Genomic DNA, 25,714 nt, shown 5'->3' with positions numbered 1-25,714 from the left:
CGCTTGGGCCAGCCGCACGGCATATTTGCACCCTAATGGACACCGCATTTCCCGTAGGAGCTGCCGCAGGCTGCGATCTTTTGATCTTGCTTGCAAAAAAACAAAATCAAAAGATCACAGCCTGCGGCAGCTCCTGCATAGAACTCATGTTGATTCCCTCTTCTCAGTGGCGCCCTTTGCCGGACAGGGGTCGGGTATACTCGCGCGTTTTGTGATGCCCTGCTGGCTTCGTGGCTCAAATACACAGCGTCATGCAATCTGTACTTACGATTTGTCGGTGCAAAGTTGCGGGTCCTGTACCAGCCTTGCAGGGATGTTTCGGTGATTTTTGGAGTTTTTATGCTCGAACAGGCTCAGCGCGTCCTCAAGGACATCTTCGGCTACGACAGTTTCCGTGGCCGCCAGGGTGCAATCATTGAGCGCGTGGCCAGTGGCGGCGATGCCCTGGTCCTGATGCCTACCGGCGGTGGTAAATCCCTGTGCTTCCAGGTGCCGGCGCTGCTGCGCGATGGCCTGGCGGTCGTGGTTTCGCCGTTGATCGCGCTGATGGACGATCAGGTCGCGACCCTCGAAGAGCTCGGTGTGGCCGCTGCGGCATTGAACTCAACGCTCAGTGCCGAGCAACAGCGTGACCTGGCGGCAAGGATCCGGCGCGGCGAGGTGAAAATGCTCTACCTCGCGCCCGAGCGCCTGGTCCAGCCACGCATGCTGAGCTTTCTGCAAGGGCTGGACATCTCACTGTTCGCCATCGACGAAGCCCATTGCGTGTCCCAATGGGGTCATGACTTTCGCCCGGAATACCTGCAATTGGGCCAGTTGGCGGAACTGTTCCCCGACGTCCCGCGCATCGCCCTGACCGCCACCGCCGACAAGCGGACCCGTGAAGAGATCGTCACGCGCCTGCACCTGCAGGACGCCGAGCGCTTCCTGTCGAGCTTCGACCGGCCGAACATCTTTTATCGCATCGTGCCCAAGGAACAGCCGCGCAAGCAGTTGTTGGCGTTTCTCGCCGAGCGTCGCAGCGATGCCGGCATCGTCTATTGCCTGTCGCGCAAGAAAGTCGAGGAAGTGGCCGCGTTCCTCACGGAACAAGGTTTCCCGGCGCTGCCGTATCACGCCGGCCTGCCCAACGATCTGCGCGCCCACAACCAGAAGCGCTTCCTCAACGAGGAAGGCCTGATCATGGTCGCGACCGTGGCCTTTGGCATGGGCATCGACAAACCCAACGTGCGCTTTGTCGCTCACCTCGACTTGCCTAAGTCGCTTGAGGCCTATTACCAGGAAACCGGACGCGGCGGCCGTGACGGTTTGCCGGCCGACGCCTGGATGGCCTACGGCCTGCAAGACGTGGTGATGCTCAAGCAAATGTTGCAGAACTCCGAAGGCGACGAACGCCACAAGCGTCTAGAGCAACACAAGCTCGATGCCATGCTCTCGCTGTGCGAGGAAACCCGCTGCCGTCGCCAGACATTGCTCGCCTACTTTGATGAAGAAATGCCCGAGCCCTGCGGGCATTGCGACAACTGTGTCGACGGCGTGCAAACCTGGGACGCCACCGAGCCCGCCCGCCAGGCACTGTCGGCAATCTACCGGACAGGCCAGCGCTACGGTGTCGGGCACCTGGTGGATGTCTTGCTGGGCAAGGACAACGAAAAGGTGCGCAACTTCGGGCATCAGCACCTCTCGGTGTACGGAGTCGGCAAGGCAATGGCCGAAGGCGAGTGGCGTTCGTTGTTCCGCCAGTTGGTCGCCCGTGGCCTGGCCGACATCGATCTGGAAGGCTATGGCGGCCTGCGCCTGAGCGACACGTGCCGGCCACTGCTCAAAGGCGAAGTGACCCTTGAGCTGCGTCGCGACCTGAAGGCGCAAACCACAGCCAAGAGCAGCAAGAGCCAGGCGAGCCAGCTCGTCCGGGGTGAAGAGCGTGAACAGTGGGAAGCCCTGCGTGCCCTGCGCCGCAAGTTGGCCGAAGAACATGGCGTACCGCCGTACGTCATTTTTCCCGATTCGACCTTGCTGGAAATGCTGCGCAGCCAGCCCACCTCGCTGGCGCAAATGGCCCGTGTCAGTGGCGTCGGTGCGCGCAAGCTGGAGCGTTATGGCGAGGCTTTCCTCGAAGTCCTTGGTGGCCAGGCGGAAGCACCGAAAGTGGTGGCAGACCTACGCCACGAACTGATCACCCTGGCGCGTGCCGGCATGACGCCGTTGCAGATCGCCGGGCAGTTGCAATGCTCGGAAAAGAACGTCTACACCATGCTCGCCGAAGCCATTGGCAAACAGCAGCTGTCACTGGAACAGGCGCTGGATCTACCGGAGGACTTGATGGGCGAAGTCCAGGATGCGTTCCTCGACGGTGAGGGCGAACTGCCACCCGTGTCGGAAATTTCCGCGCTGTTTGCCGGTCGGGTGCCCGAAGGGGTTTTGTACTGTATTCGCGCCGCCCTGCAGTCCGAATTCGAACTTTGAGCGGTCGGTCCCGCTGATGTAACGATTCAGTACAGAACAAGCCTTGCCTCCAGCCAAGGCTCATGCTTAGCTGACTAATTATTAGTATTTCTCTAATTTCAGTCTGATCATGAGTGTTTTATGCCGTTGACCGATCAACACCGTTTTGGCATGCAACTGGCCCAGATGTCGCGTGGCTGGCGTGCCGAGCTTGACCGTCGTCTTGCCGGCCTGGGATTGTCCCAGGCCCGCTGGCTGGTGCTGCTGCACCTGGCGCGCTTCGAACAGGCCCCGACCCAGCGTGAGCTGGCGCAAAGCGTCGGTGTCGAGGGACCGACCCTGGCCCGGCTGCTCGACAGCCTGGAAAGCCAGGGCCTGGTGCAACGTCAGGCGGTGGTGGAAGACCGTCGGGCGAAAAAAATCGTGCTGTGTGCCCCGGCGCGTCCCCTGATCGAACAAATTGAAACCATTGCCACCCAACTGCGACATGAACTCTTCGAGGGTGTCGATGAGGCCGATGTAAAGGTCTGCATGCGGGTTCATGGGCACATTCTGGCCAACCTCGAAAAATCCTGAGACAAAGCTTCCCACCAGACTTTTGAGTGAGCGTATTGGGCAGTCTATAAGAACTACTCGGCAATATCGTGTTCGTACCGGATGCGCGAACACGTGCAGATTGGTTTTTGGTGACCTAAGGGATGTTCATGCTCCAGAGTCGGCTGTTGGTTGTACGGTATGGTGCCAGACTGTTGCTGGCCAGTGCCGCCGTCACGTACTCGGCCTGGGTGCCGGCGTTGGGCCTGGGTGAAATCACCCTTCATTCGGCATTGAATCAGCCGCTGCGCGCTGACATCGCCCTGCTGGACGCTGCCGGACTGGAAGAGGGCGAGTTATCGGTCCGCCTGGCAACGGCGGACGAGTTCAGTCGCGCCGGCGTCGAGCGTGTGTTTTTCCTCAACGACCTGAAATTCACGCCCATCCTGCGAGGCGATCGCAGCCTGATCCGGGTCAGCTCCAGTAAACCGGTGAAGGAACCCTACCTGGATTTTCTCGTTCAGCTCGACCAGCCCAATGGCCGCTTGTTGCGCGAGTACACCGTGCTCATCGATCCTCCGGGGGGCGCGGACATTGCATCGACTGGCGATGAACCATCGCTGGACCGTCCTGCTTCGGCATTCCCCAGTGTTCAGCCGGCAGTCGCACCCTTGCCTGCAAACAGGGAATCGCCGGCAACACCTGTGGATCCTCTGGCAGAACAGCTGTCTGCCAGTGTCCTGCACAACCAGCAGTTGCAGGCGACCCTCGATGAGCTCAACGCAAAGCTTCAGGCACAGGACGAACAGCTCGCCGTTGAGAAAAGGCAGGTGAGCGAGTTGCAAGCCCAATTGGCGCAGGTCCAGCAGGCTCCAACGGAGCCGGTTGTCGTGGCACCTGTGCCGGTCGTGGTTGAGGAACCAGGGGTGAACTGGCTATGGATGCTTGGATTTGTGACGCTGCTGGCCTTGGCGCTGCTGCTTGCATGGGGGCGTCGTCAACGACAGCAGGGTCAGGCTTCGCCAGAGCCAGCGCAACATGACCAGCCGATCAATCCACCCGCAGCGCACGATGAGAAAACACTTCAGGAGGCCCGCGTCCACCCTCCACAATTGAGCACTCTTGCCCCAGTCGCGCTTGTTACATCGGCGGTGTTGTCCACGGCAGCGCCCTCGCAGCCGTTACCTACCGATGAGTTCCAGTTGAATCTGGACGACTTGTCGATGGATACGAATTGGGATTTGGGCCCGACGGAAAACACCCCACCCAGCGAAGCGCCAGCGCTGCCCGAGCTCGAAATCGAATGGACCATCGAACCCGCTTTCCCGGACGATAAACTTTAGGGGCAACGGTGCGGCGATCCGACATGCCGGCGAACCGGGCGCCGCGGTGTCTCTGCTGCACCGCGTTATCGTTCTTCGCGGGCACGCCTGGCTCCTACAGTGCTGCCTAATCGTTCATATCGGACAATAAAGACCGTTATCATGGTAACGCCCTACGCCTCAGGAATTTCGCCGATCATGACCACCAGCAAACCGGAAATCGTCATCACCTATTGCACCCAATGCCAGTGGCTTTTGCGTGCGGCCTGGCTGGCCCAGGAACTGCTCAGCACCTTTGGCGATGACCTGGGCAAGGTGTCTCTGGTGCCCGGCACCGGCGGGGTTTTTCACATTTTCTGTGACCAGGTACAGCTCTGGGAGCGCAAGGCGGACGGCGGTTTCCCCGAGGCCAAGGTGCTCAAGCAGCGAGTCCGCGACCAGATCGATCCAGACCGCGACCTGGGGCATAACGATCGCACTCAGTGAGACACCGCCTCTGCGACAACGGCTTTTTTGCTGGAACCGCTTGAATGCCTGCTGGACACCACGATTGCGACGATGATCAATGTGCCGCCAAGCAGCATGCGCAGGGTCGGGTTTTCATTGAATAACAGCCAGGCCATGGTGATCCCGTAAACCGGCTCAAGGGCGAAGACCACAGCGGCGGTCCGCGCCTTGATCACCGCCAGGCTGGCGACAAACAGGCTGTGTGCAACGCCGGTGCAGAACACCCCGAGCAGACCGATCCATAGCCAGTCGATGGCTCGCACTTCGCTCAGGTGCGGGGCCGCTGCCGGCAGCAGGCATAATCCGACCACCACGTTCTGGCACAACGCCGCCTGCACCGGCGGGATGCGCGCGGAGCTGGCGCGGTTGGTCAGCGACAACAGGGAAAACAGCAGCCCCGAGGCGATCGACCAGAGCAGGCCGGTGGTGGCGCCACTGCCCAGGTCGAACTCAGGCGTGACCAGCACCAGCCCGACACTGACCAGTGCCACCAGCAGGATTTCATTGGCGCGGATGCGCTCGCGAAAAATCAGCCCTTCAAGGATCACGGTAAAGGCCGGGAAGCTGGCAAAGCCCAGGGTGGCGATGGCTACGCCTGCGATCTTCACCGAAACGAAGAAGCTCACCCAGTGCCCGGCCAGCAGCAAACCGCTGAGCAACAGTCGGCGAACATCCACGGCTTCGAGTTTCTGCCAGCGGGTCTGGCTGGCGAAGCGTGCAAAGCACGCCAGCGCCAGCACCGCGAATGCTGCCCGGCCGAAGACGATGATTGACGCAGAGGCGACGGCAAGTTTGCCGAATACGCCAGTCAAGCCGAACATCAATGCGCCGATATGCAGGGCGCCCAGGGCGGTACGGGGAGTCATGGCAATCCTTGAGAAAGTGAGCACGGCCATTTAACCGCGCCCGCTGGCGCTGTGTCTGTCGCCAGGCTCGCGTTATTTGTCGCCAGCCTCGCGCCGCAGCTTACCGGGCGACGCGCCGAACTCGCGCAGCACTGCAGCGGCAAAGGCGCTTTGGGAGCTGTAGCCGACCCGACTGGCAATCTCGCCAATAGGCAGCGCCGAATGGCGCAGCAAGCTCATGGCCTTGTGCAAGCGTCGGCTGCGGATGTAATCCATCGGCGTCTGCCCGCATTCGGCCACGAACCGCGCATGCAACCGTGCGCTGGATAGACCGGCTACGCGGGCCAAGTCGGCGACTTGCAGCGGGTAGGCGGCGTATTGGTCAATGTGCGCATTCAAGGCGGCGTAAGGCAGGCGCCGGCCACCCACCGAGTCGGGCCTGGTGTTGTTGAGGCTGGCCAGTAGTAGCACCGCGCCCTGTTGCGCGATCACCGGGTCATTGACGTGGCTGTTGGCCAACCATTCGACCAGTTGGCTCTGTCCCGCATCCAGCGACAAGCGACCGGCGTTGTCGAGCAGGCGCCGACTGGCATCGGCATGATCGCCCAGGGATTGGCCGAGCCATTGATCGTCAGGCACGTCCAGGACCAGGCAACGACTGCCGTCGGGGCTACCGCAGGCATGGTGAAAACCAGAGGGAATCACCACGAAGCTTTGCTGGACCACCTGGCTGCCACGCCCGTCGACCTCGAAATCCAACGCACCCGACAGCCCGAACACCAATTGCGCGTGCTCGTGGCTATGGACGATCAGGTCATGGGTGTAATGGCGCAGGGTAAGGATCGGTCTCATCGCGGCTCTCGTTACAGGCTCTCGTTACAAACTTTCGTTACAGGCTCTCATTGCAGGGTTGATGAGTCAGGGCCCAGTCTACACCGACACGGCTTGCGCGCGCCGTCACAGGACTGACTTGCCATTGTCATGGGTCATTAACCCGACCGGTTCAAGCTTGCCAAAACTTGTCCTGAGGGTCGCCCATGACCAGCGCCGAGCTCGCCAAACCCAGTCGTAAGCAACGTGTGCGCACCTTGTGGATTTCCGACGTGCACCTGGGCACGCGCGATTGTCAGGCCGAGCACCTGTCGCAGTTTCTCAAGGGCTATCACGCAGACAGGATCTACCTGGTCGGCGATATCATCGACGGCTGGAAACTGCGCGGCGGCATGTACTGGCCCCAGGCGCACACCAATGTGATCCGGCGCCTGTTGACCATGAGCAAGCGCGGCACCGAGGTCATCTACGTCACCGGCAACCACGACGAATTCCTGCGCCGTTATTCGAAACTGATCCTGGGCAATATCCAGTTGGTGGACGAAGCGGTGCACGTGACCGCCGATGGCCGGCACCTGCTGGTGATCCACGGCGATCAGTTTGACGTGATCACTCGCTATCACCGCTGGCTGGCGTTTCTCGGCGACTCGGCCTACGAATTCACCCTGACCCTCAACCGCTGGCTCAACCATTGGCGCGCCCGATATGGCTACGGTTACTGGTCGCTGTCGGCGTACCTCAAGCACAAGGTCAAGACTGCAGTCAGCTTCATCAGTGATTTTGAAGAGGCCATTGCCCATGAGTGCGTCAAGCGCGAGCTGCATGGGGTGGTGTGCGGGCACATTCACCATGCCGAGATCCGCAAGGTCGGCGAGGTGGATTACCTCAATTGTGGTGATTGGGTGGAGTCGTGCACGGCGCTGATCGAGCATTGGGATGGCACGATCGAGTTGTATCGGTTGGCCGATGCCCAGGCGCGGGAGGCGCAGTTGAAGGCCATCAAAGTCGCAGAGCCAGCCTAGCCTGATAGATATTCTGCGTTTGAGCGGGCCTCTTCGCGGGCAAGCCCGCTCCAACAGGGTATGCGGTAGAACGCAAATCCGGCAAACACTACAAATCACTGTGGGAGCGGGCTTGCCCGCGAAGACGGCAGCACAGTCGACATCGCAATGGCTTCACACCGGTGAATACTCCTCCATCGCCGCCTTGTAGAGCGAATTCTTCGGCTGGGCAAACAAGCGCTCCATCATAGGCTCGAAGAAACTCAGCGGCAGCGTGTCATACGCTGGATCAAACGCCGCCGCATCGTACTTGGCACAGAACTCGATGGTCGCCTGATACTGCGGATGGTCGCGAAATTGTTCGCGCAGGTGCCGATCCATGCCCAGGTGATGGAAGAAGTAATAGCCCTGGAAAATCCCGTGCTTTTCCACCATCCACAGGTTCTCAGGGCTGACGAAAGGCTTGAGGATCGCGGCGGCGATGTCCGGGTGGTTATAGGAACCCAGGGTGTCGCCGATGTCGTGGAGCAGGGCGCAAACGACGTATTCTTCGTCGCGGCCATCGCGCCAGGCACGGGTGGCAGTTTGCAGCGAGTGGGTCAGGCGGTCCACGGGGAAACCACCGAAGTCACCTTCCAGTAACTTCAGGTGCGCGACGATCCGTATTGGCAACTGACGAGCATAGGCGCTGAAGTCCGCGGCGATGATCGCCCAGTCTTCCTGCGTACCATCCTTCATGTGAGTAAAACGGGCATTGGCATTCATCGGCAATCCTCTGGTGATCTAGAACGGCACACGTCCCAGAATCATGTCGCGATACATGACGAAATCGCCGAGCAGGCTGTAGAAAGGGTGCTGGAAGGTTGCAGGACGATTCTTCTCGAAGAAGAAATGCCCGACCCAGGCGAAGCTGTAACCCGCCAGCGGCAAAACCCACAACAGCATCCAGGCGCCACGACCGATGGTCAGTGCCAGAATGAAAATCACCAGCGTCGTGCCGATGAAGTGCAATCGTCGACAGGTGCTATTGCTGTGTTCGCTGAGGTAATACGGGTAAAACTCAGCGAAACTGTTGAAACGCTTGATGTTTTCCACGACTGCGATCTCTGTGGTCATTGTTCTGGCCGCAAGTTGTTCGGCGGGTAGCTTATTTGAGTCTAGAGTGATCATTGGCGTCAGCCAGTGACAATAGGCGCCACTTTAGTATCCTTCGGAAAACTTGCCGCGACAGACGGCTCACCAAGACAGTAGACGCCATGAGCGAACGAACGACTTCTGCAAGCTGGGCGATGGGGATTGTCAAAGCACTGGAAATGGACGGCCTGGATTGCCGGGTTTTGTTCAAGCAGCTGGGGCTCGACTACGCGGCACTCGATGATCCGGATGCACGCTTCCCGCAAGATTCCATGACACGACTGTGGCAACGGGCGGTTGAACTGTCCGGCAACCCGGCGATCGGCCTGAACATGGGCAAGGTGGTGCGGCCCGCGCAGTTTCATGTGACGGGCTATGCCTTGATGTCCAGCCAGACCCTGGCCGAAGGGTTCAAGCGGCTGGTGCGCTACCAGCGGATCATCGCCGAAAGCGCCGACCTGAGTTTCCGCCTGCTGGATGAGGGCTATGCGCTGATTCTGACGGTGCATGGCGACCATTTGCCGCCTACCCGTCAAAGCGCCGAAGCCTCGCTGGCTTGCGCCCTGGCACTGTGTGGCTGGCTGACCGGGCGCACGCTGCATCCGCGCAAGGTCCTGGTGCAAGGCGCTGAACCGGTCAATCTCGAACCCTACAAACAAGCCTTCCATGCGCCACTGGTATTCAACGCACCCTACGATGCGCTGATTTTCGAACGGGCGGACATGGAGGCGCCGCTGCCGACGGCCAACGAAGCCATGGCGTTGTTGCACGACCGCTTCGCCGGCGAATACCTGGCGCGATTTTCCGAGAGTCGAGTCACGCACAAGGCGCGGCAGGTTTTGTGCCGATTGCTGCCCCAGGGCGAACCCAAGCGCGATGCGGTCGCGCAGACGTTGCACCTGTCGCAACGCACCCTGCAACGGCGTCTGCAGGAGGAGGGCACGAGTTTTCAGACGTTGCTCGACGACACCCGCCGTGAGCTGGCCGAACAGTACCTGGCGCAGCCGACCATGACCCTGCTGGAAATTGCCTACCTGCTGGGGTTCGCTGATCCGAGCAATTTCTTCCGCGCGTTCCGCCGCTGGTTTGACACCACGCCCGGCGAGTACCGGGCGCGATTGACGGGAACGCCGGTGCCGGTCAGTGACGCCAGAACGCCGGAATACACAGCACAAACACCGTAATGATCTCCAGTCGGCCCAAGAGCATGCCGAACGAGAGGATCCATTTGGCGGCGTCCGGCAGCGAGGCGAAGTTGCCGGCCGGACCGATGGTCTCGCCCAGGCCCGGGCCGACGCCGGACACGGTGCTGGCGGCGCCGGTCAGGGCGGTCATCCAGTCCACCCCGAGCAGTGACAGCAATAGCGCGATCACGCAGATGGTAATCGCGAAGAAGAAGGAAAAGGTCAGGATTGATCGTACGATCTCTTCATCGAGGCGGTGACCGTTGTACTTCTGCTTGATCACCGCCCGTGGGTGAATCAGTTGGTTAAGGTTAGCCTTGAGCAGGATATAGGCGACCTGGAAGCGGAAGATCTTGATCCCGCCAGCGGTCGAGCCGGAGCAGCCGCCAACAAAGCCCAGATAGAAGAACAGCATCAGCGAGAAGTTTCCCCACAGGCTGTAGTCCCCCAGCGCGAAACCGGTGGTGGTGACCACCGACGTCACGTTCAGCGCCACATGTCGCAACGCCTCCAGCCAATGCAACTGGGTGGTCCACCAGTACCAGGTGCCGAGCACCAGCCAGGTCACCAGCAGCATCCCGAGCAAGCCCTGGACCTGTTGGTCCTTGATCAGCGCCCGGCGGTTACCGCGCAGGGTCGCCACATACAGGGTGAACGGCAGGCTGCCGAGAATCATGATGACGATGGCCACCCAATGCACCGCCGGCTGCGTCCACTTGGCCAGGGATTGGTCCGAGGTGGAAAAACCGCCCGTGGAAATCGCCGACATCGCATGGTTGATCGCATCGAACGGACTCATTCCGGCCCACCAGAACGCCAGGCTGCCGAAAATGGTGATGCCGACATAGGCCGCGACGATCAGGCGCGCCACCATGTGTGAGCGGGGCATGACTTTCTCGGAGCGGTCCGAGGATTCGGTCTGGAACAGCCGCATGCCACCGATGCGCAGCAGCGGCAGGATCGCCACCGCCATGCCGATGAATCCGATGCCGCCGATCCAGTGCAACAGCGAGCGCCACATCAGGATGCCGGGGGACATGTCGTCCAGGTGGTTGAGCACCGTCGAACCGGTGGCGGTGATCCCGGACATGCTTTCGAAGAACGAATCGGTGTAGCTGATGTGCTGGGTCAGCAGGAAAGGCAGCGCGGCGAAGATACACACCACCAGCCAACTGCTGACAGTCAGCAGGTACATGTCCCGTGGCCGCAAATGGACATGCTCGGGGCGCCCGGGAATGACCAGGGCGAGGCCCGCGACAAACGTGATCATGCTCGCCCAGAGGAACGACGGCAGGTCGCCGGTGCGATCGAAGATCACCAGCGTACCCATGGGCACGACCATGGCGATGGCCAGGGTTATCAGGAAGATGCCGATGATGAAACCAATGAGACGTAAGGTCGGCAACGCCATGAAATCCGCTCGGCTGAAGTAAGGAGGGCGCCATTCTACCTGCGGGGCGGGGCATGTAAACCGCACTGCTTCAGTAGTTACAGCTAGAATAGCCGCACAATTTTTTCTGGAGGTGGCCGATGCAGGCTCTCGACGTTTTGCTCAACCGTGTTTCCGTCCCGCGCCTGATCGAACCGGCACCCACCCAGGCGCAACGTGAAGTGCTGTTTGCCGCAGCCATGCGTGCCCCGGACCACGGTCATTTGCAGCCCTGGCGTTTCCTGACGGTCGAAGGCGCGGCGCGCGAGCAAATGGGCGAATTGCTGGCCGAAGCGGCGAAGTTGCAGGACGCTGAAGTGACCGAAGCGGCCATCGACAAGGCACGCAACGGACCGCTGCGGGCACCCTTGGTGGTGGTCGTGATCGCGCGGGTGCAGGATCACGTCAAGTATCCGAAGTCCGAGCAACGGCTGGCGGCGGGTTGTGCAGCCCACGGGATATTGCTGGCGGCCTATGCGCAAGGTATTGGTGCGGTCTGGCGTACCGGGGACCTGGCCTATTCGCCGCATGTGGCCAAGGGCTTAGGGTTGGCTGAAGGCGAAGAGGTGATTGCCTTTCTGTACCTGGGTACGCCGCTGAAGGAACCCCGCGTTGCGGAGAAGGTTGATCTGGCAGAGTTCGTCAGCGCCTGGCCAGCCGCATAAAGATCGTTCCCAGCAGAGCGTGGGAACGATCAATCAGGCGGCGACTCCCGGCACCAGCGGCAATTCCAGGCTGGCAATGAACCCGCCCTCCGGATGATTGGCCAGCACCAGGCTTCCGCCATGCCGTTCCGCCGCTCGCCGGGCAATCGCCAGTCCCAGGCCATGCCCGGCCGCCGTCTGCCCGGGCGCACGATAGAACGGCTCACCCAGCTGGCTCAAATGTTCCTCGTCCGCCCCCGGCCCGTGGTCACGCACGGTCACCACAATCCGTTCTCCTTGCCGCAGCGCCTGCATTTCGATCGGCAGGCCGCCCGCCGGGTTGAAGCGCTGGGCGTTGCGCAACAGATTGTCCACGGCTCGCTCGATCATCGTCGGCCAACCCTTGAGGGTCAGTTGCGACTCGGCTTCAAGGTGCACGAGCTGATCGGGTGAACTCAGTTGTGCATCCTTTTGCAACGTATTGAGCAGGGCGTTGAGATCCACCTCTTCGGCACTGGCGTTATCGGCGTCAACCCGTGCCAGCACGAGGATTTCGCTGATCAACGCTTCGAGGCGGTCACATTCGCGGGTCAGGCGGGGCCAGAGTTTCTCCCGTTCCTGCGGCGTGGCGCGCTCGGCCAATGCCAGCGCAATGCGCAGGCGAGCGAGGGGCGAACGCAGTTCGTGTGACACATCGCGCAGCAGCTGGCGTTGACTGCCGATCAGGCTTTGCAGGCGCGCGCCCATGCGATTGAAGTCGTTGGCCAGTACGCCGAATTCGTCGCGGCGGTTGGCCAGTTTGACCAGGCTGTTCTGTTGATAGGTGGTTTGTCCCAGGTCATGCACCGCACCGCGCAAGCGGCTCAGAGGGCGGGTGATGGACAAGGTGACCAACAGGCTGAACAGGGTCAGCACCACTAATGCGATCCCCAGCGCACTCAACGGCCAGAGCAGGCTTTCGCGGTGCCAGGCGTCGAGTTCCGGATGTGGAATCCGGTAGATGAACAGATAGGTGTCACCACTTTTGTCGCTGGTGTATTCATCCGTCAGGCGACGCCATGGCAAGCGACGGTCATCATTGTTCTGCCGCGCTTCAAACGCAGCGGCGCGTCGCGGAAAGGTACCGCGTACGACCGGGTCGCCGCTTTCATTCAGGACCTGGACATCGATGTGATACTGGCGCTTGCGCTGCTGCAGAAGATCCTGGGCCGCGTCTTCGCCCTGGGATTCGTAAGTCTGCGTCCATTGCTCAGCCAGTGTATTGAGACCTGGGTGGCGACTGAGTATCCACGCATCCTGGTTGAGCATGTGCCCGAGCAGAATGGAGAGCCCTGCAACCAGGGCGATGGCCAGCCAAAAGCTGGCCAGGATTCGCCAGAACAATGAGCGCACAGAAAATCCTCAAGCAAACACAAAATCACCTGTAGGAGCGAGCATGCTCGCGAAAAACTCAAGGACAACACGGGCTACCTGATGCCCCCCGTTATCGTTGAAGTCCATCGCGAGCAGGCTCGCTCCCACAGTTCAGCGGTTAATCCGGGTTAGCGCATTATTGCGCTTTTTGTGCCTGTTGCGCTTTCCAGGCCTTGAATTCGGCCCACTCGGCGCGACGTTCAGCCTGCTTTTTCTGGATCTCGTCGAATTTCTTCTGTTGATCCGGTTTCAGCAACGCACGCACCTCGGCTTCGGCTTTCTTGTGGTTGGCGGCCATTTCATCTTTCATGGCTTTCTGGTCGGCTGGCGAGAGTTTTTCCAGGTACTTGTCGACCACTTGCTTACGCTCATGCATCTGCTCGCCCATGATCTTGCGGATCTGCTCGCGCTGCTCGCGGCTCAGGTCCAGTTGGCTGTACGGGCCTTTGCCGTGCATGCCGTGCATCTGACCGCCGTGGTGCGAACCGTCCATCGGGCCGCTTGGGCCTGCGCCTTCAGGCATGGCCATGGCAACGGTCGGCAGGGCGGCGGCGAACATCAAAGCGATAAGAGTCTTGCGCATGGTGAATCTCCTTGTCTCATTCCCGGTACGTTCCGGATGAGTACAGATTACGCAGATCAAGGTCAGCGGCGGTCAGCGGTACGTAAAGCTTGGGTAAAGATGGTGTTGTATTTGACCTGACCTGTAGGAGCCGGCTTGCTGGCGATCCTGGCGACGTGGTGTGTCTGTCACACCGCCATCCAGGGAATCGCGTGGCGTCAGAGACTGTAGTAGTAACCGCGGCTACGCAAAGCCACGATGCGCGGGCGGCCATCAGGATGCGGGCCGATCTTCTTGCGCAGGTTACTGACGTGCATGTCGAGGCTGCGGTCGTACAGGGTCAGCTTGCGACCGAGGGCGATTTGCGCCAGTTCCTGTTTATCCAGCGGCTCGCCGGGCTGCTTGAGCAAGGCTTCGAGCAGGCGGCTTTCGGAAACTGTAAGGGTGAATTCCTGTTCATCGATGCTGACCACGCCACGCACCGGGCTGAAACACAGGTCGCCCAGCTCCATCTGGCTGGACACCGCTGCGGGATGACTGCGGCGCAACACGGCGCGCAGGCGCGCTGTCAGTTCCCGCGGGTCGCAGGGTTTGGCCAGGTAGTCGTCGGCGCCGAGTTCCAGGCCGAGGATGCGGTCCAGGGGTTCGCCGCGGGCTGAAAGCATCAGCACCGGCAAGTCGGGGTGATCGCTGCGCAGTTGCTTGAGCAGTTCCAGGCCGCTGCCGTCCGGCAACATCACGTCCAATACCACGGCCGCCGGGGAAGTTTCAGCCAGCGCGCGGCGCGCGCTCTGACCGTCATGACAGGCGCGCACCTGAAACCCTTCCTGGCTCAGCCAACTGCCCAGGAGCTCACAAAGCTCCTGGTCATCATCAATTAGTAACAACTCGCTCATGGATCACTCAATTCAGCCATTGTCGACGTTTTCGCCTCGCACCACTGGCGAAGATACCGCAGAGCAGGGCCAATAGCGCCACCCCGGCGCCAATGACGAACCACTGTTGCTGATCGGTCAATAAGCGCGGGATCGAACTGCCGGCTTGCACTTCCCGAAGTTGCAGCTTGAGTCGCTGGTTCTCCTGGCGCAACCGGGCCAGTTGGACGCTTTCGCGCTCGCCATCGGCATTGTTCAATTGTTTGCTCAGTTCTTCTCGTTGCCGCTCGCTTTCCTTCAAGCGTTGCTGCAGTTCGTTGATCTGGCTGCCGGCGCTCAAGGACAGCGGCGTGGAGTTCGCGCCCTCGGCGGCTTCCTCACCGTGGGCGGGCGCCACGATCGACAACGTGACCAACATCAGACACAACGGACCCTTGCGCATCGCGACTCCTGATTCCAATACGGATATTGGGGAGTTTGTCGGCAGGCAAACGAGATTAATGAGCGATTGAGAACGCGATGAACCGAGAAGGTTCACCGCGCAGGGGGAGCTTACGGGAGGACTTGCTTGAAAGGCTTGACCAGAACGTTGGCGTAGACGCCTGCGGCGATGTACGGATCGGCGTCGGCCCAGGCCTGTGCGGCGCTCAGGGAGTCGAATTCGGCGACGATCAGGCTGCCGGTGAAACCCGCTGCCCCCGGATCATTGCTGTCGACCGCCGGATGCGGGCCGGCCAATACGATGCGACCTTCGCCCTTGAGCGCTTGCAGGCGCTCGAGGTGTGCAGGCCGTGCGGCCAGGCGGGCTTCCAGGGAGTTGGCGACGTCTGTGGCAATGATTGCGTAAAGCATGTCAGTCCTCGGTTTTCGGCGTTGTGGTATCGGCGTCGTGCAGGTGGCGGGACAGGTAGATGCCCTGGCCGACCAGGAACAGCAAAGTCATGCCCAGGCTGCCGAAGACCTTGAAGTCGACCCAGTAGCTCTGGAAGGTGAACGCGACGAACAGGTTGGCGGCGCCGCAAAACAGGAAAAACGCGATCCAGGCGATGTTCAGGCGCGTCCAGACCGGCTCAGGCAGGGTCAGCGCATGGCCCATGATGCGTTTGATCAGCAGTTGGTCACCGATGAAGTGGCTGCCGATGAAAGCCAGGGCGAACAGCCAGTTGACCACCGGGGCTTTCCATTTCAGGAAGGTCTCGCTGTGGAAGGCCAGGGTCAGGCTGCCGAACACCAGGCAGGCGATGAGGGTCAGCCACTGGCTCTTCTCCAGCTTGCGCTGCTTGATGAACAGCGTGCCGTAGACCACCAGGGAGCTGATGATCAGCATCGCGGTGGCACTGTAGATACCGCCTACAGTGACCTCGTGGCCGGCAATGTCGACGACCCGTGGATCGATTTTGAAGACGATGAAAAACAGCAGGAGCGGGATGAAATCGATGAATTGTTTCACAGTGGCAGCCAGAAGCAGGATGTGGCGGCATAATAACAAACATATGGGCGCGCGATAGCGCCAGCTGATTTGAGGTTACAAAGCCCTGTGAATGTTGATTTGCACTGCCATAGCACGGCCTCCGATGGCGCCCTGGCGCCCGCGGTTCTGGTTGCGCGTGCTTTCGAGAAAGGTGTGCAGGTCCTGGCCTTGACCGATCACGACACCCTGGAAGGCCTCGATGAGGCCCGGCACGCCGCGAATGAGTTGGGGATGCAATTGGTCAACGGAGTCGAGTTGTCCTGCACCTGGGGCGGCGCGACCATTCACGTGCTGGGCTACGGCTTCGACGTCGATGCCGCGCCGTTGGTCGAGGCGATTGCCAGGTTGCGCGATGGGCGCTGGCTACGCTCCGAGGAAATCAGCCGCAAACTGGCGCTCAAGGGCATGCCGGGTGCGCTGGACGGCGCAAGGGAAGTCCAGCAGGCCCTGGGAGACAGCGGCAACGCACCGGCCCGCCCGCACTTCGCCGACTGGATGGTGCGCGAAGGTTTCGTCAAGGATCGCGCCGAAGCGTTCCGCAAATGGCTGGGCGCCGGCAAGCTGGGAGACGTCAAGCAGCATTGGCCGACCCTGGAAGAAACCGTCGAAACCCTGCGCGCAGCCAAGGCCTGGGTCAGCCTGGCCCATCCCTGGCATTACGAATTCACTCGCAGCAAGCGTCGCCGCCTGATTGCCGACTATATTCAAGCAGGGGGCCACGCGATCGAGGTGGTCAATGGCTATCAGCCTGCCGAACAAGTGGGCAGCCTCGCGATCCTGGCCCGCGAGTTCGGTCTGCTGGTCAGCGCCGGCAGTGATTTTCATGGCCCTGGAGGCTGGTCCGAGATCGGTGAATACCGCCCGCTCCCGGAGGATCTGCCACCACTGTGGTGTCGATTCAAACATGACCCAATTATTGCCGCCGTCTGAACAGGTAGAGAATGTGAGTCAATTTTTCCAGATTCATCCGGAAAACCCGCAAGCGCGCCTGATCAAGCAGGCTGTCGAGATCATCCGCAAGGGCGGGGTGGTGATTTATCCCACGGACTCCTCCTACGCAATCGGTTGCCAGATCGGCGACAAGGTCGCCGTGGAGCGCGTTCGCCGCCTGCGTCAGCTCGATGAAAAGCACAACTTTGCGCTGATTTGCAGCGATTTGTCACAACTGGGTCTGTTCGCCAAGATCGATACGGGCACTTTCCGCATTCTCAAGGCCCATCTTCCGGGACCCTACACCTTCATCCTCAATGCCACCCGCGAAGTCCCGCGACTGCTGTTGCATCCGAAGAAGCGCACCATCGGCCTGCGGGTGCCGAGCCATCCGATTGCCCTGGCGCTGCTGGAAGAGCTGGGCGAACCGCTGATGAGCGTGACGTTGATCATGCCGGGCGATGATGACCCGATGACCGATCCCTACGAAATGCGCCAGTTGCTCGAGCATCAGGTGGACCTGATCATCGATGGCGGTTTCGGCGGGATCAAGGCGTCCACCGTGATCAACCTCGCCGATGGCGAACCGGAAGTGATCCGTGTCGGTTGCGGTGACCCTGCGCCGTTCATGGTCGAGGCCTAGATGTCCGCAGTGGAGCCCGTCGACAGCCAGGCCGGCGCCCAGCAAGAGCTGCCTTTCGCCATGGTCTATGGCCAGGCGGTCATGGAAATGCCGCTGGACCTGTACATTCCGCCGGATGCGCTGGAAGTCTTTCTCGAAGCCTTCGAAGGCCCGCTCGACCTGCTGCTGTACCTGATCCGCAAACAGAACATCAATATCCTCGATATTCCGGTGGCGGAAATCACCCGGCAGTACATGGGCTATGTCGAGTTGATGCAGTCGGTGCGCCTGGAACTGGCGGCCGAATACCTGGTGATGGCCGCGATGCTGGCCGAGATCAAGTCGCGGATGCTGCTGCCACGGGCTGAAACCGTCGAAGACGAGGAAGAAGACCCGCGCGCCGAACTGATCCGCCGCTTGCAGGAATACGAGCGTTTCAAGGCCGCCGCCGAAGGTATCGACGGCCTTAGCCGGGTTGGTCGCGACGTGGTCGTGCCCAAGCTCGATGCCCCGGAGGCGCGGGCGCGCAAACTGTTGCCGGATGTGCGTTTGTCAGAGTTGTTGCTGTCCATGGCCGAGGTGCTGCGCCGTGGCGACATGTTCGAAAGCCATCAGGTCAGCCGCGAGGCGCTGTCCACCCGCGAACGCATGAGCGATGTGCTGGAACGGCTCAAGGGCGGCGGTTTTGTGCCGTTTGTCGAGCTTTTCACCGCCGAGGAAGGGCGCTTGGGGGTTGTCGTGACCTTCATGGCGATCCTCGAACTGGTCAAGGAATCCTTGGTCGAGCTGGTGCAGAATGAGCCGTTCGCCGCGATCCACGTCCGAGCACGAGCCGAATAACGAGTCCAATCATGAACCTGAGTGAACCCCGCGAGCTGGCGCCACTGCTCGAAGCCTTTCTGTTGGCCTCCGGAAAACCGCAATCGTTGGAGCGCCTGTTCGAGCTCTTCGAAGAGGCCGAGCGCCCGGAACCGGCGGTATTCAAGAAAGCGCTGACTATTTTGGGCAAGTCGTGCGATGGCCGCGCGTACGAGTTGAAGGAAGTTGCGTCCGGCTATCGCCTGCAAATCCGTGAGAAGTTTTCGCCGTGGGTCGGGCGTTTGTGGGAAGAGCGGCCGCAGCGTTACTCGCGCGCCATGCTCGAAACCATTGCCTTGATTGCCTATCGCCAGCCGATCACCCGGGGCGAGATCGAGGATGTGCGGGGCGTGGCGGTCAACAGCCAGATCGTCAAGACCCTGATGGAACGTGAGTGGATCCGCATCGTCGGTTACCGCGACGTACCGGGCAAGCCGGCGATGTTCGCCACCACCAAGGCGTTTCTCGATCACTTCAACCTGAAGAACCTCGATGACCTGCCGCCGCTGGCCGAGGTGCGCGAGCTGGAGCCTGATCCGGTGCTCGATTTCGACGACGCGCCAGTGCCCGCCAGCCTGCAGGAACTGGCCGATGCCAGCGCCGAGCCGGAAGAGCCCAAGGAAGAGACCAGTTTTCATACGCTGTTACTGGAACTGGACAGCATGGAGGAGGGGATCAAGACCGACTTCGATGATTTGTTGCGTGATGGTGAGGTACCGGGGATCGATCCGGAGCCACTCGACATTGAACCGGGCGTCGAACCTGCCCCGGTTGAACCTGAACCTGAGCAGGAAGACGACATCCTCGGCGTTGCCGAGGCCCGTGAAAAACTGCTGGCCGCCGTCGCCGCCCTGGAACAGCCGAAACCCGAGCTTAGCGACGAGGAAGCCGAAGCATTGGCCCTGGCCGAAGCCATCGAAGCCGAACGCCGCGAGCTTGAAGATTGAAAAGATCGCAGCCTGCGGCAGCTCCTACAGGAATCGCATTCCAAATGTAGGAGCTGCCGCAGGCTGCGATCTTTTGATCTTGATGTTAATAGCGCGTCACCGGTCGGCGGAAAAATCAGTAAGTCACCTTCGATCAGCTACTCTCTGATGCGCAACCGCCCGCATGCGCGTATGATTCGCGACCCTTCGGCGATCCCTTCGCCAAAGTACCCAGTTTTCAGAACACACCGGGAGGTGCCCAGATGAGTATCAAAGACCAGAAAGACGACCAGGAAATCGGCCCAGCAGGCGAAAAACTGCAGAAAGTCCTCGCCCGTATCGGCGTCGGCTCGCGCCGTGACGTGGAAGCCTGGATCAGCCACGGCCGGATCAAGGTCAACGGCAAAGACGCCACCCTTGGCCAGCGCGTCGACATGCACGACGCCATCACCATCGATGGCAAGGTGATCAAGCGTGAAGAGGCCGCCGAGTCGGTCCGCCGCGTGATCATGTACAACAAGCCCGATGGCGAAATCTGCACCCGCGTCGACCCGGAAGGCCGTCCGACCGTGTTCGACAAGATGCCACGTCCGAAAGAAGGTCGCTGGATCAACATCGGTCGCCTGGACATCAACACCACCGGCCTGCTGATGTTCACCACCGACGGTGAACTGGCCAACCGCCTGATGCACCCTTCCTACGAAATGGACCGTGAATACGCGGTACGTGTGCGTGGCGAAGTCGATGACGAGATGATCGAGCGTCTGAAAGCCGGTGTGGTCCTCGAAGACGGCCCGGCCAAGTTCACCGACATCAAGCAGGCGCCGGGCGGCGAAGGTTTCAACCACTGGTACCACTGCGTGGTGATGGAAGGTCGCAACCGCGAAGTTCGTCGCCTGTGGGAATCCCAGGGCCTGGTGGTCAGCCGTCTGAAGCGCGTGCGTTTTGGTCCGGTGTTCCTCAATTCGGACCTGCCGATGGGCCGCTGGCGTGAAATGAGCCAGTACGAAGTCGACATTCTGAGTGCCGAAGTTGGCCTGACGCCGGTGGCGATGCCGCAGATGAACGCCAAGAGCAAAGACAAGCTTGACCGGATGCAGCGTAAGTCGTCGCGTCCAATGGCCAAGACCGAGCGCGTACGTACCCTGCGTCCAGCCACTGGTGCCGCCGCACCGACCGCGCCGCGTGCCAACCGCGAGCCGCAGATCGAAGGCGAGCGTCCAGGGCGCAAGCCAGCCGCCCGTCAGGACGGCGAACGCGGTCCACGCACGCCACGTCCGGCCAATGGCCGTACCGAGCGTGGTGAAGGTCGTGGTACGCCGGTGGCGGATCGTCCAGCCGACACCAAGCGCCCGGCCAAGCCGGCATCTAAGCGTCCTGGCATCAGCCTGGTCGACGGTGACAAGCCGTCGGGCAAGCGCCGCGGCGCGCCAGCGGGTTCCGGCCAGCGTCCGGGGTTTGGGCGTCGTAAGCCGGAGTAATCGGTAAGCGCTTCATGAAAAACGCCAACCTTCGGGTTGGCGTTTTTTTTTGTTCGGCGTCGGCCCTTCGTTGTATTTGAGGGCCTCTTCGCGGGCAAGCCCGCTCCCACAGGGTTGATGGGTGTCTGCAAGATTTGGGAGCGGCACAAATCACTGTGGGAGCGGGCTTGCCCGCGAAGGCGTCAGTCGCAGCTCAGAGTTTCCGAAAGTGGAAAGCCAAAATTACATGCTGTAAAGATTTCATGACGAAATCCACAGGTAAAACCCATGAAATCGCCTTTCTCTTGATACCGTAAGAAAATGCTTACGCTTCATTCTCTCAGATCCTTCTTCCACCGCTCTATCCCGCTTGTTTCCCGCCCCCATGCAAGGTGTCATGCGCGCCATGCCTGTCGTGCAGGTGCATAACAAAAAGGAGGCGCAATGACCGCCGCAATCCGTTTCCAGCTCCCATCGCGGGCCGGTTTTTTCGCCGTCCCCGTCCGTGACCTGCAAAGGTCTGACGTCCTTTTTGCTGCCACCCGATCGCTTCGGGGTGGACACATGCAATCCCGGCTACCGACACGCTGATCCAGCGGGGTCTGGCAGCAGGGGGTTACAGGTGTACAATGCGCCGCGTTTTACCTGTGACCTCCTGCGCATCTGCGCAAACCTCAAGGCTATCCGCCTTGTTCACTCCGCCGCGCCACAAGCGTGTCGGGTTCGATTTCGTCACAGATAAAAACAAACAGGTGACGCATGACCGTTGTAAATACGCTGAACTCCTGGTGCCTGCGCTGGGGTTTGATCGACGCTGCTTAACGTCCTTCTGAGTAGCAACGTCAACTGAACATCATCAAACCTTGCGTGAGACCTTTTTCATGAGTGGACAAAACTCGCATTCAGGCGAGCTGAAACGCGGCCTGAAAAATCGCCACATTCAACTGATTGCCCTCGGTGGCGCGATCGGTACCGGTCTGTTCCTCGGCTCGGCCGGGGTGCTGAAATCCGCCGGGCCGTCGATGATCCTCGGCTATGCCATCTGCGGCTTCATAGCCTTCATGATCATGCGCCAGCTGGGCGAGATGATCGTCGAAGATCCGGTGGCCGGCTCCTTCAGCCATTTCGCGCACAAGTACTGGGGCGGCTTTGCCGGCTTCCTGTCGGGCTGGAACTGCTGGATCCTGTACATCCTGGTCGGCATGTCGGAGCTGACGGCGGTCGGCAAATACATCCACTACTGGGCGCCGGACATCCCGACCTGGGCCTCCGCAGCCGCTTTCTTCGTGCTGATCAACGCCATCAACCTGGCTAACGTCAAAGTCTTTGGCGAGGCCGAGTTCTGGTTCGCGATCATCAAGGTCGTGGCGATCGTCGGCATGATTGCCTTGGGCAGCTACCTGTTGGTCAGCGGTAATGGCGGCCCGCAAGCGGCGGTCAGCAACCTGTGGTCCCACGGCGGCTTCTTCCCCAATGGCGTCACCGGCCTGGTGATGGCCATGGCGTTCATCATGTTTTCCTTCGGCGGCCTGGAAATGCTCGGTTTCACCGCAGCCGAAGCCGACAAGCCGAAAACCGTGATCCCCAAGGCGATCAACCAGGTGATCTACCGCATCCTGATTTTCTACATCGGTGCGTTGGTGATCCTGCTGTCGTTGACCCCGTGGGACAGCCTGCTGACCACCTTGAACGCTTCCGGTGATTCCTACAGCGGCAGCCCGTTCGTGCAAGTGTTCTCGATGCTGGGCAGCAACACCGCTGCGCACATTCTCAACTTCGTGGTCCTGACCGCGGCCTTGTCGGTGTACAACAGCGGCACCTACTGCAACAGCCGCATGCTGCTGGGCATGGCCGAGCAGGGCGATGCGCCGAAAGCATTGGCGAAGATCGACAAGCGCGGCGTGCCGGTGCGTTCGATCCTGGCCTCGGCCGCCGTGACCCTGATCGCGGTGCTGCTGAACTACCTGATTCCGCAGAATGCGCTGGAACTGCTGATGTCGCTGGTAGTGGCCACCCTGGTGATCAACTGGGCGATGATCAGCTACTCGCACTTCAAGTTCCGCCAGCACATGAACAAGACCAAACAGACGCCGCTGTTCAAGGCCTTTTGGTATCCGTACGGCAACTACATCTGCCTGGCGTTCGTGTTGTTCATTCTTGGCGTGATGTTGTTGATTCCGGGGATCCAGACGTCGGTGTACGCGATTCCGGTGTGGCTGGTGTTCATGTGGGTCTGCTACGGCATCAAGAACAAGCGCCATGCACAGCGCGCCTTGCAAGCAGCCGTGGAGTAACGCTGCACAGACACAACAAACCCGGCCAAGTGCCGGGTTTGTTTTTTCAGGATTCACACAAAACCCTGTGGGGAGCGAGCCTGTCTGTTGACATCACTGTTGCCTGGCACGCCGCCTTCGCGAGCAGGCTCGCTCCCACAAGGTCCGTATTCCTCCGGCCTATTCGCGGTATCCTGCACGCTCTGAATACGGACGCTTTTCCATGCTGGTGATTTCCAACAACGTGCATCTGCCAGATGCCGAGATCGAGTTGACAGCCATTCGCGCCCAGGGGGCGGGTGGGCAGAACGTCAACAAGGTTTCCAGCGCCGTGCACCTGCGCTTCGACATTCCGGCCTCGTCCTTGCCCGAGTTCTACAAGGAGCGGCTGCTGGCGCTGCGCGACAGCCGCATCACCAGCGAAGGCGTGCTGATCATCAAGGCCCAGCAATACCGGACCCAGGAGCAGAACCGCGCCGACGCCCTGGAGCGTTTGGTCGAGTTGATCCAGAGCGCCACCAAGGTCGAGAAGAAACGCCGGCCGACCAAGCCGACCCTCGGCTCGAAGACTCGTCGGCTTGATTCCAAGAGCAAGCGCGGCAACATCAAGGCCGGGCGCGGCAAGGTGGATTTCTAGCCAACGTCTCGCGCTTGTCGATGCCTTGGGGCTTGCCGATACAGGTAGATGCAGAGCATCAGACTGCTTAGCGCGGCAATGGCGGCGAACAGGAAGATCGAGGCAAAGCCGAATCCCGCCGCAATCGCACCGGCCAGCGGCCCGGTGATCCCCAGCGACAAGTCGATGAACAGCGAATAGGCGCCGACCGCCGCACCACGACTGGAGGCCGGCACCAGGTTGACCGCTTCGACACCCAGTGCCGGGAACACCAGCGAGAAACCAAAACCGCTCAATGCCGCACCCGCCAACGCCCAATGCGCGTCGGGTGCCAGCCACAGCAGCAACAGGCCCAGGGTTTCAACCGACAGGCAGGCAATCGCCACGCGAAAACCACCGAGGCGATTGATCAGGTTGCCGAACAGCAGTCGGGCACCGATGAAGCTCGCACCGAACAGGCTCAGGCACAACACGGCGTTGTCCCAGTGCTGGGTGGCGTAGTACAGGGTGATGAAGGTGGCGATGGTGCCAAAGCCAATCGAGCCCAGGGCGAGGCCGCAACCGTGAGGTAGCACCCGACCGAGCACGTGCATGAACGGCAGGCGTTCACCGGCAACAATGGGCGCGGCGGTTTTCGGCCAGGCCAGTAGCAGGCCAAGCACTGCCAGCAGCACAATGCTCACGCCCATGCTCCACAAGCCCATTTGCTTGACCAGCAACACGCCCAAGGGCGCGCCCACCGCCAATGCGCCGTAACTGGCGATGCCGTTCCATGAGATGACCTTGGCGGTGTTCGCCGCGCCGACTCGGCCGATGCCCCAGCCAATCGAGCCGGAACCCACCAGGCTTTCGGCGCTGCCGAGCACCAGGCGGCCGATCAGCAAACTGATCAGGCTGAGCATCGGCAGGCTTTGGGTCCAGGCCGATAGCAGCATGAACACGCCGCTCAAGCCACAGCCCGCCAGGCCATACATGACCGCCAGTTTGCTGCCCTTGTTATCGATGATTTTCCCGGCGTAGGGGCGGCTGAGCAGGGTGGCCAGGTATTGCACGCTGATCACCAGCCCGGCGATTACGGCGCCAAAGCCCAGGTCGCTATGGACATAGCCTGGCAGTACCGCCAATGGAATGCCGATGTTGAGGTAGCCGATGAAGGTAAACAGGACAATGGAAACGACTTGCAGCGTGACCGCCAGGGGGCGCTGTTGTTCAGGCATGGGTAAAGGTCCACGGGAAAGCAGGATAGATAGGCTGCTTATGATAGCGGCGCGAGCGGCCGTGGGTCGTGGAAAAAGTAAAACTATTTTGTCGGCGGGAGCGATCAGGGCTTGGCAGGCGCTACCAATTGCGTGGTAACCAGGGCGGCCAGGGCATTTTCTTCGCTGCCAAAGCGGGCAAGCAAAGCGGCTTGTTTTTCGGGAGAGAGGCGATTCCAGATCTCGATCATTTTCTCGGCGGTGCCGATCAGGACGCTGGCTTGGGCTTCGGAGAATTCGTCGGTCATGGACGGGGCTCACTGTTCAGGCGGTGTGGAAAGCGCATGTTAGCGCTTTCCACACAGTCTGTACGGCGGGTGTTTCAGTCTTCGCTGTCAGCCTGGCGGCAGTCAGTGGCTTCTTTCGGCTCGTGCTGTTGGGCACTGGCTTGTTGCGTGGTCGTCTGCTCAGGTACGTGCAGGCTTGGGAAGGGGAGATTAGGAATCTCGTGCATGGTCGCGCTCCTCGCTAAGTCTGTTGATAGATCTGGTCGATCCGCGCTTTCAAAAAAGCCTGGGCAGGATACAGGAGTAAAAATGACAAATAGACTTTTATATCTATTTGTTTCGACGAATG

General features: G+C 60.6%; 28 protein-coding genes. 14 read left to right on the top strand and 14 right to left on the bottom strand.

Annotation, left to right across the window (positions count from 1 at the left end; genetic code table 11):
* Positions 1-339 precede the first annotated feature (339 nt).
* The 4 genes from recQ (at position 340) to CGA21_RS25795 (ending at position 4,787) form a co-directional block, all read left to right on the top strand.
* Positions 340-2,466 (top strand): DNA helicase RecQ, encoded by a 2,127-nt coding sequence (gene recQ / locus CGA21_RS25810; protein ID WP_110752659.1) that lies wholly within the window; start codon positions 340-342, stop codon positions 2,464-2,466.
* 120 nt (positions 2,467-2,586) lie between these two features.
* Positions 2,587-3,021: a MarR family transcriptional regulator gene (locus CGA21_RS25805; RefSeq protein ID WP_008055544.1), complete on the top strand. Its 435-nt coding sequence runs from the start codon at positions 2,587-2,589 to the stop codon at positions 3,019-3,021.
* Between the two features lie 128 nt (positions 3,022-3,149).
* Positions 3,150-4,322: a hypothetical protein gene (locus CGA21_RS25800; RefSeq protein ID WP_188265333.1), complete on the top strand. Its 1,173-nt coding sequence runs from the start codon at positions 3,150-3,152 to the stop codon at positions 4,320-4,322.
* Between the two features lie 177 nt (positions 4,323-4,499).
* Entirely contained in the window at positions 4,500-4,787 is a 288-nt protein-coding gene (locus CGA21_RS25795) for a SelT/SelW/SelH family protein (RefSeq protein ID WP_110752661.1), read from the top strand.
* Here CGA21_RS25795 and CGA21_RS25790 read toward each other — a convergent pair.
* Complete coding sequence (locus CGA21_RS25790; protein WP_188265332.1) at positions 4,781-5,674, bottom strand: DMT family transporter; 894 nt, start codon at positions 5,672-5,674, stop codon at positions 4,781-4,783. The genes CGA21_RS25795 and CGA21_RS25790 overlap by 7 nt on opposite strands.
* A 72-nt stretch (positions 5,675-5,746) precedes the next feature.
* Positions 5,747-6,505 carry a helix-turn-helix transcriptional regulator gene (locus tag CGA21_RS25785; protein WP_188265331.1) on the bottom strand — a complete coding sequence of 253 codons (759 nt, stop codon included), beginning with the start codon at positions 6,503-6,505 and terminating at the stop codon, positions 5,747-5,749.
* 185 nt (positions 6,506-6,690) lie between these two features.
* Between CGA21_RS25785 and CGA21_RS25780 the strand changes: the two genes are divergently transcribed.
* Positions 6,691-7,506: a UDP-2,3-diacylglucosamine diphosphatase gene (locus CGA21_RS25780; protein WP_188265330.1), complete on the top strand. Its 816-nt coding sequence runs from the start codon at positions 6,691-6,693 to the stop codon at positions 7,504-7,506.
* Between the two features lie 153 nt (positions 7,507-7,659).
* On the opposite strand, the gene CGA21_RS25775 is transcribed toward CGA21_RS25780, so the two are convergent.
* Entirely contained in the window at positions 7,660-8,250 is a 591-nt protein-coding gene (locus tag CGA21_RS25775; protein ID WP_188265329.1) for an HD domain-containing protein, read from the bottom strand.
* 18 nt (positions 8,251-8,268) lie between these two features.
* The gene (locus tag CGA21_RS25770) at positions 8,269-8,580 is read right to left on the bottom strand and encodes a DUF962 domain-containing protein (protein WP_033043007.1); all 312 of its coding nucleotides are present in this window, start codon (positions 8,578-8,580) and stop codon (positions 8,269-8,271) included.
* A 161-nt stretch (positions 8,581-8,741) separates the two neighbouring features.
* On the opposite strand from CGA21_RS25770, the gene CGA21_RS25765 reads away from it, so the two are divergent.
* On the top strand, positions 8,742-9,803 hold the full coding sequence (locus CGA21_RS25765) for an AraC family transcriptional regulator (RefSeq protein ID WP_223194262.1): 1,062 nt from the start codon (positions 8,742-8,744) through the stop codon (positions 9,801-9,803).
* On the opposite strand, the gene CGA21_RS25760 is transcribed toward CGA21_RS25765, so the two are convergent.
* The gene (locus tag CGA21_RS25760) at positions 9,760-11,214 is read right to left on the bottom strand and encodes a TrkH family potassium uptake protein (protein ID WP_110752672.1); all 1,455 of its coding nucleotides are present in this window, start codon (positions 11,212-11,214) and stop codon (positions 9,760-9,762) included. The two genes, CGA21_RS25765 and CGA21_RS25760, sit on opposite strands and share 44 nt — an antisense overlap.
* A 119-nt stretch (positions 11,215-11,333) precedes the next feature.
* On the opposite strand from CGA21_RS25760, the gene CGA21_RS25755 reads away from it, so the two are divergent.
* A complete protein-coding gene (locus CGA21_RS25755; RefSeq protein ID WP_188265328.1) occupies positions 11,334-11,897 on the top strand; it encodes an NAD(P)H nitroreductase in 564 nt (187 codons plus the stop codon).
* Between the two features lie 33 nt (positions 11,898-11,930).
* Here CGA21_RS25755 and CGA21_RS25750 read toward each other — a convergent pair whose 3' ends face one another.
* The 6 genes from CGA21_RS25750 to CGA21_RS25725 form a co-directional block, all read right to left on the bottom strand.
* The gene (locus CGA21_RS25750; protein WP_110752676.1) at positions 11,931-13,268 is read right to left on the bottom strand and encodes a sensor histidine kinase; all 1,338 of its coding nucleotides are present in this window, start codon (positions 13,266-13,268) and stop codon (positions 11,931-11,933) included.
* 157 nt (positions 13,269-13,425) lie between these two features.
* A complete protein-coding gene (locus CGA21_RS25745; RefSeq protein ID WP_110752678.1) occupies positions 13,426-13,872 on the bottom strand; it encodes a Spy/CpxP family protein refolding chaperone in 447 nt (148 codons plus the stop codon).
* A gap of 197 nt (positions 13,873-14,069) precedes the next feature.
* Positions 14,070-14,747, bottom strand: coding sequence for a response regulator transcription factor (locus tag CGA21_RS25740; protein WP_008055526.1), 678 nt, complete (start codon positions 14,745-14,747; stop codon positions 14,070-14,072).
* Between the two features lie 7 nt (positions 14,748-14,754).
* Positions 14,755-15,168, bottom strand: coding sequence for a translation initiation factor 2 (locus CGA21_RS25735; RefSeq protein WP_110752680.1), 414 nt, complete (start codon positions 15,166-15,168; stop codon positions 14,755-14,757).
* A 110-nt stretch (positions 15,169-15,278) separates the two neighbouring features.
* Positions 15,279-15,578, bottom strand: coding sequence for a YciI family protein (locus CGA21_RS25730; protein ID WP_008021382.1), 300 nt, complete (start codon positions 15,576-15,578; stop codon positions 15,279-15,281).
* A 1-nt stretch (position 15,579) separates the two neighbouring features.
* Positions 15,580-16,176: a septation protein A gene (locus CGA21_RS25725; RefSeq protein ID WP_033041940.1), complete on the bottom strand. Its 597-nt coding sequence runs from the start codon at positions 16,174-16,176 to the stop codon at positions 15,580-15,582.
* A gap of 87 nt (positions 16,177-16,263) precedes the next feature.
* Between CGA21_RS25725 and CGA21_RS25720 the strand changes: the two genes are divergently transcribed.
* The 7 genes from CGA21_RS25720 to arfB all read left to right on the top strand — a co-directional run bounded on the left by CGA21_RS25720 (position 16,264) and on the right by arfB (position 23,903).
* Positions 16,264-17,127: a PHP domain-containing protein gene (locus tag CGA21_RS25720; protein WP_110752682.1), complete on the top strand. Its 864-nt coding sequence runs from the start codon at positions 16,264-16,266 to the stop codon at positions 17,125-17,127.
* A 13-nt stretch (positions 17,128-17,140) separates the two neighbouring features.
* On the top strand, positions 17,141-17,770 hold the full coding sequence (locus tag CGA21_RS25715; protein ID WP_033041944.1) for an L-threonylcarbamoyladenylate synthase: 630 nt from the start codon (positions 17,141-17,143) through the stop codon (positions 17,768-17,770).
* Between the two features lie 120 nt (positions 17,771-17,890).
* Entirely contained in the window at positions 17,891-18,589 is a 699-nt protein-coding gene (locus CGA21_RS25710; protein ID WP_172901685.1) for a segregation and condensation protein A, read from the top strand.
* 11 nt (positions 18,590-18,600) lie between these two features.
* Positions 18,601-19,554 carry an SMC-Scp complex subunit ScpB gene (scpB, locus tag CGA21_RS25705; protein WP_188265327.1) on the top strand — a complete coding sequence of 318 codons (954 nt, stop codon included), beginning with the start codon at positions 18,601-18,603 and terminating at the stop codon, positions 19,552-19,554.
* A 242-nt stretch (positions 19,555-19,796) separates the two neighbouring features.
* Entirely contained in the window at positions 19,797-21,014 is a 1,218-nt protein-coding gene (gene rluB, locus CGA21_RS25700; RefSeq protein ID WP_110752686.1) for a 23S rRNA pseudouridine(2605) synthase RluB, read from the top strand.
* Positions 21,015-21,874: 860 nt separating this feature from the next.
* Positions 21,875-23,287 (top strand): amino acid permease, encoded by a 1,413-nt coding sequence (locus CGA21_RS25695; RefSeq protein WP_188265326.1) that lies wholly within the window; start codon positions 21,875-21,877, stop codon positions 23,285-23,287.
* A gap of 202 nt (positions 23,288-23,489) precedes the next feature.
* A complete protein-coding gene (gene arfB, locus CGA21_RS25690) occupies positions 23,490-23,903 on the top strand; it encodes an alternative ribosome rescue aminoacyl-tRNA hydrolase ArfB (RefSeq protein WP_188265325.1) in 414 nt (137 codons plus the stop codon).
* Here arfB and CGA21_RS25685 read toward each other — a convergent pair.
* The 3 genes from CGA21_RS25685 to CGA21_RS30180 all read right to left on the bottom strand — a co-directional run bounded on the left by CGA21_RS25685 (position 23,900) and on the right by CGA21_RS30180 (position 25,592).
* A complete protein-coding gene (locus CGA21_RS25685) occupies positions 23,900-25,099 on the bottom strand; it encodes an MFS transporter (protein WP_110752693.1) in 1,200 nt (399 codons plus the stop codon). The genes arfB and CGA21_RS25685 overlap by 4 nt on opposite strands.
* Before the next feature lie 104 nt (positions 25,100-25,203).
* Positions 25,204-25,386, bottom strand: coding sequence for a hypothetical protein (locus CGA21_RS25680; protein WP_020796929.1), 183 nt, complete (start codon positions 25,384-25,386; stop codon positions 25,204-25,206).
* 74 nt (positions 25,387-25,460) lie between these two features.
* Complete coding sequence (locus tag CGA21_RS30180) at positions 25,461-25,592, bottom strand: hypothetical protein (protein WP_262927145.1); 132 nt, start codon at positions 25,590-25,592, stop codon at positions 25,461-25,463.
* Between the last annotated feature and the right edge of the window lie 122 nt (positions 25,593-25,714).

The organism is Pseudomonas sp. PSB11 (assembly GCF_014596605.1).
GTDB lineage: Bacteria > Pseudomonadota > Gammaproteobacteria > Pseudomonadales > Pseudomonadaceae > Aquipseudomonas > Aquipseudomonas umsongensis.
This window is presented reverse-complemented; position numbering and strand designations above follow the sequence as displayed.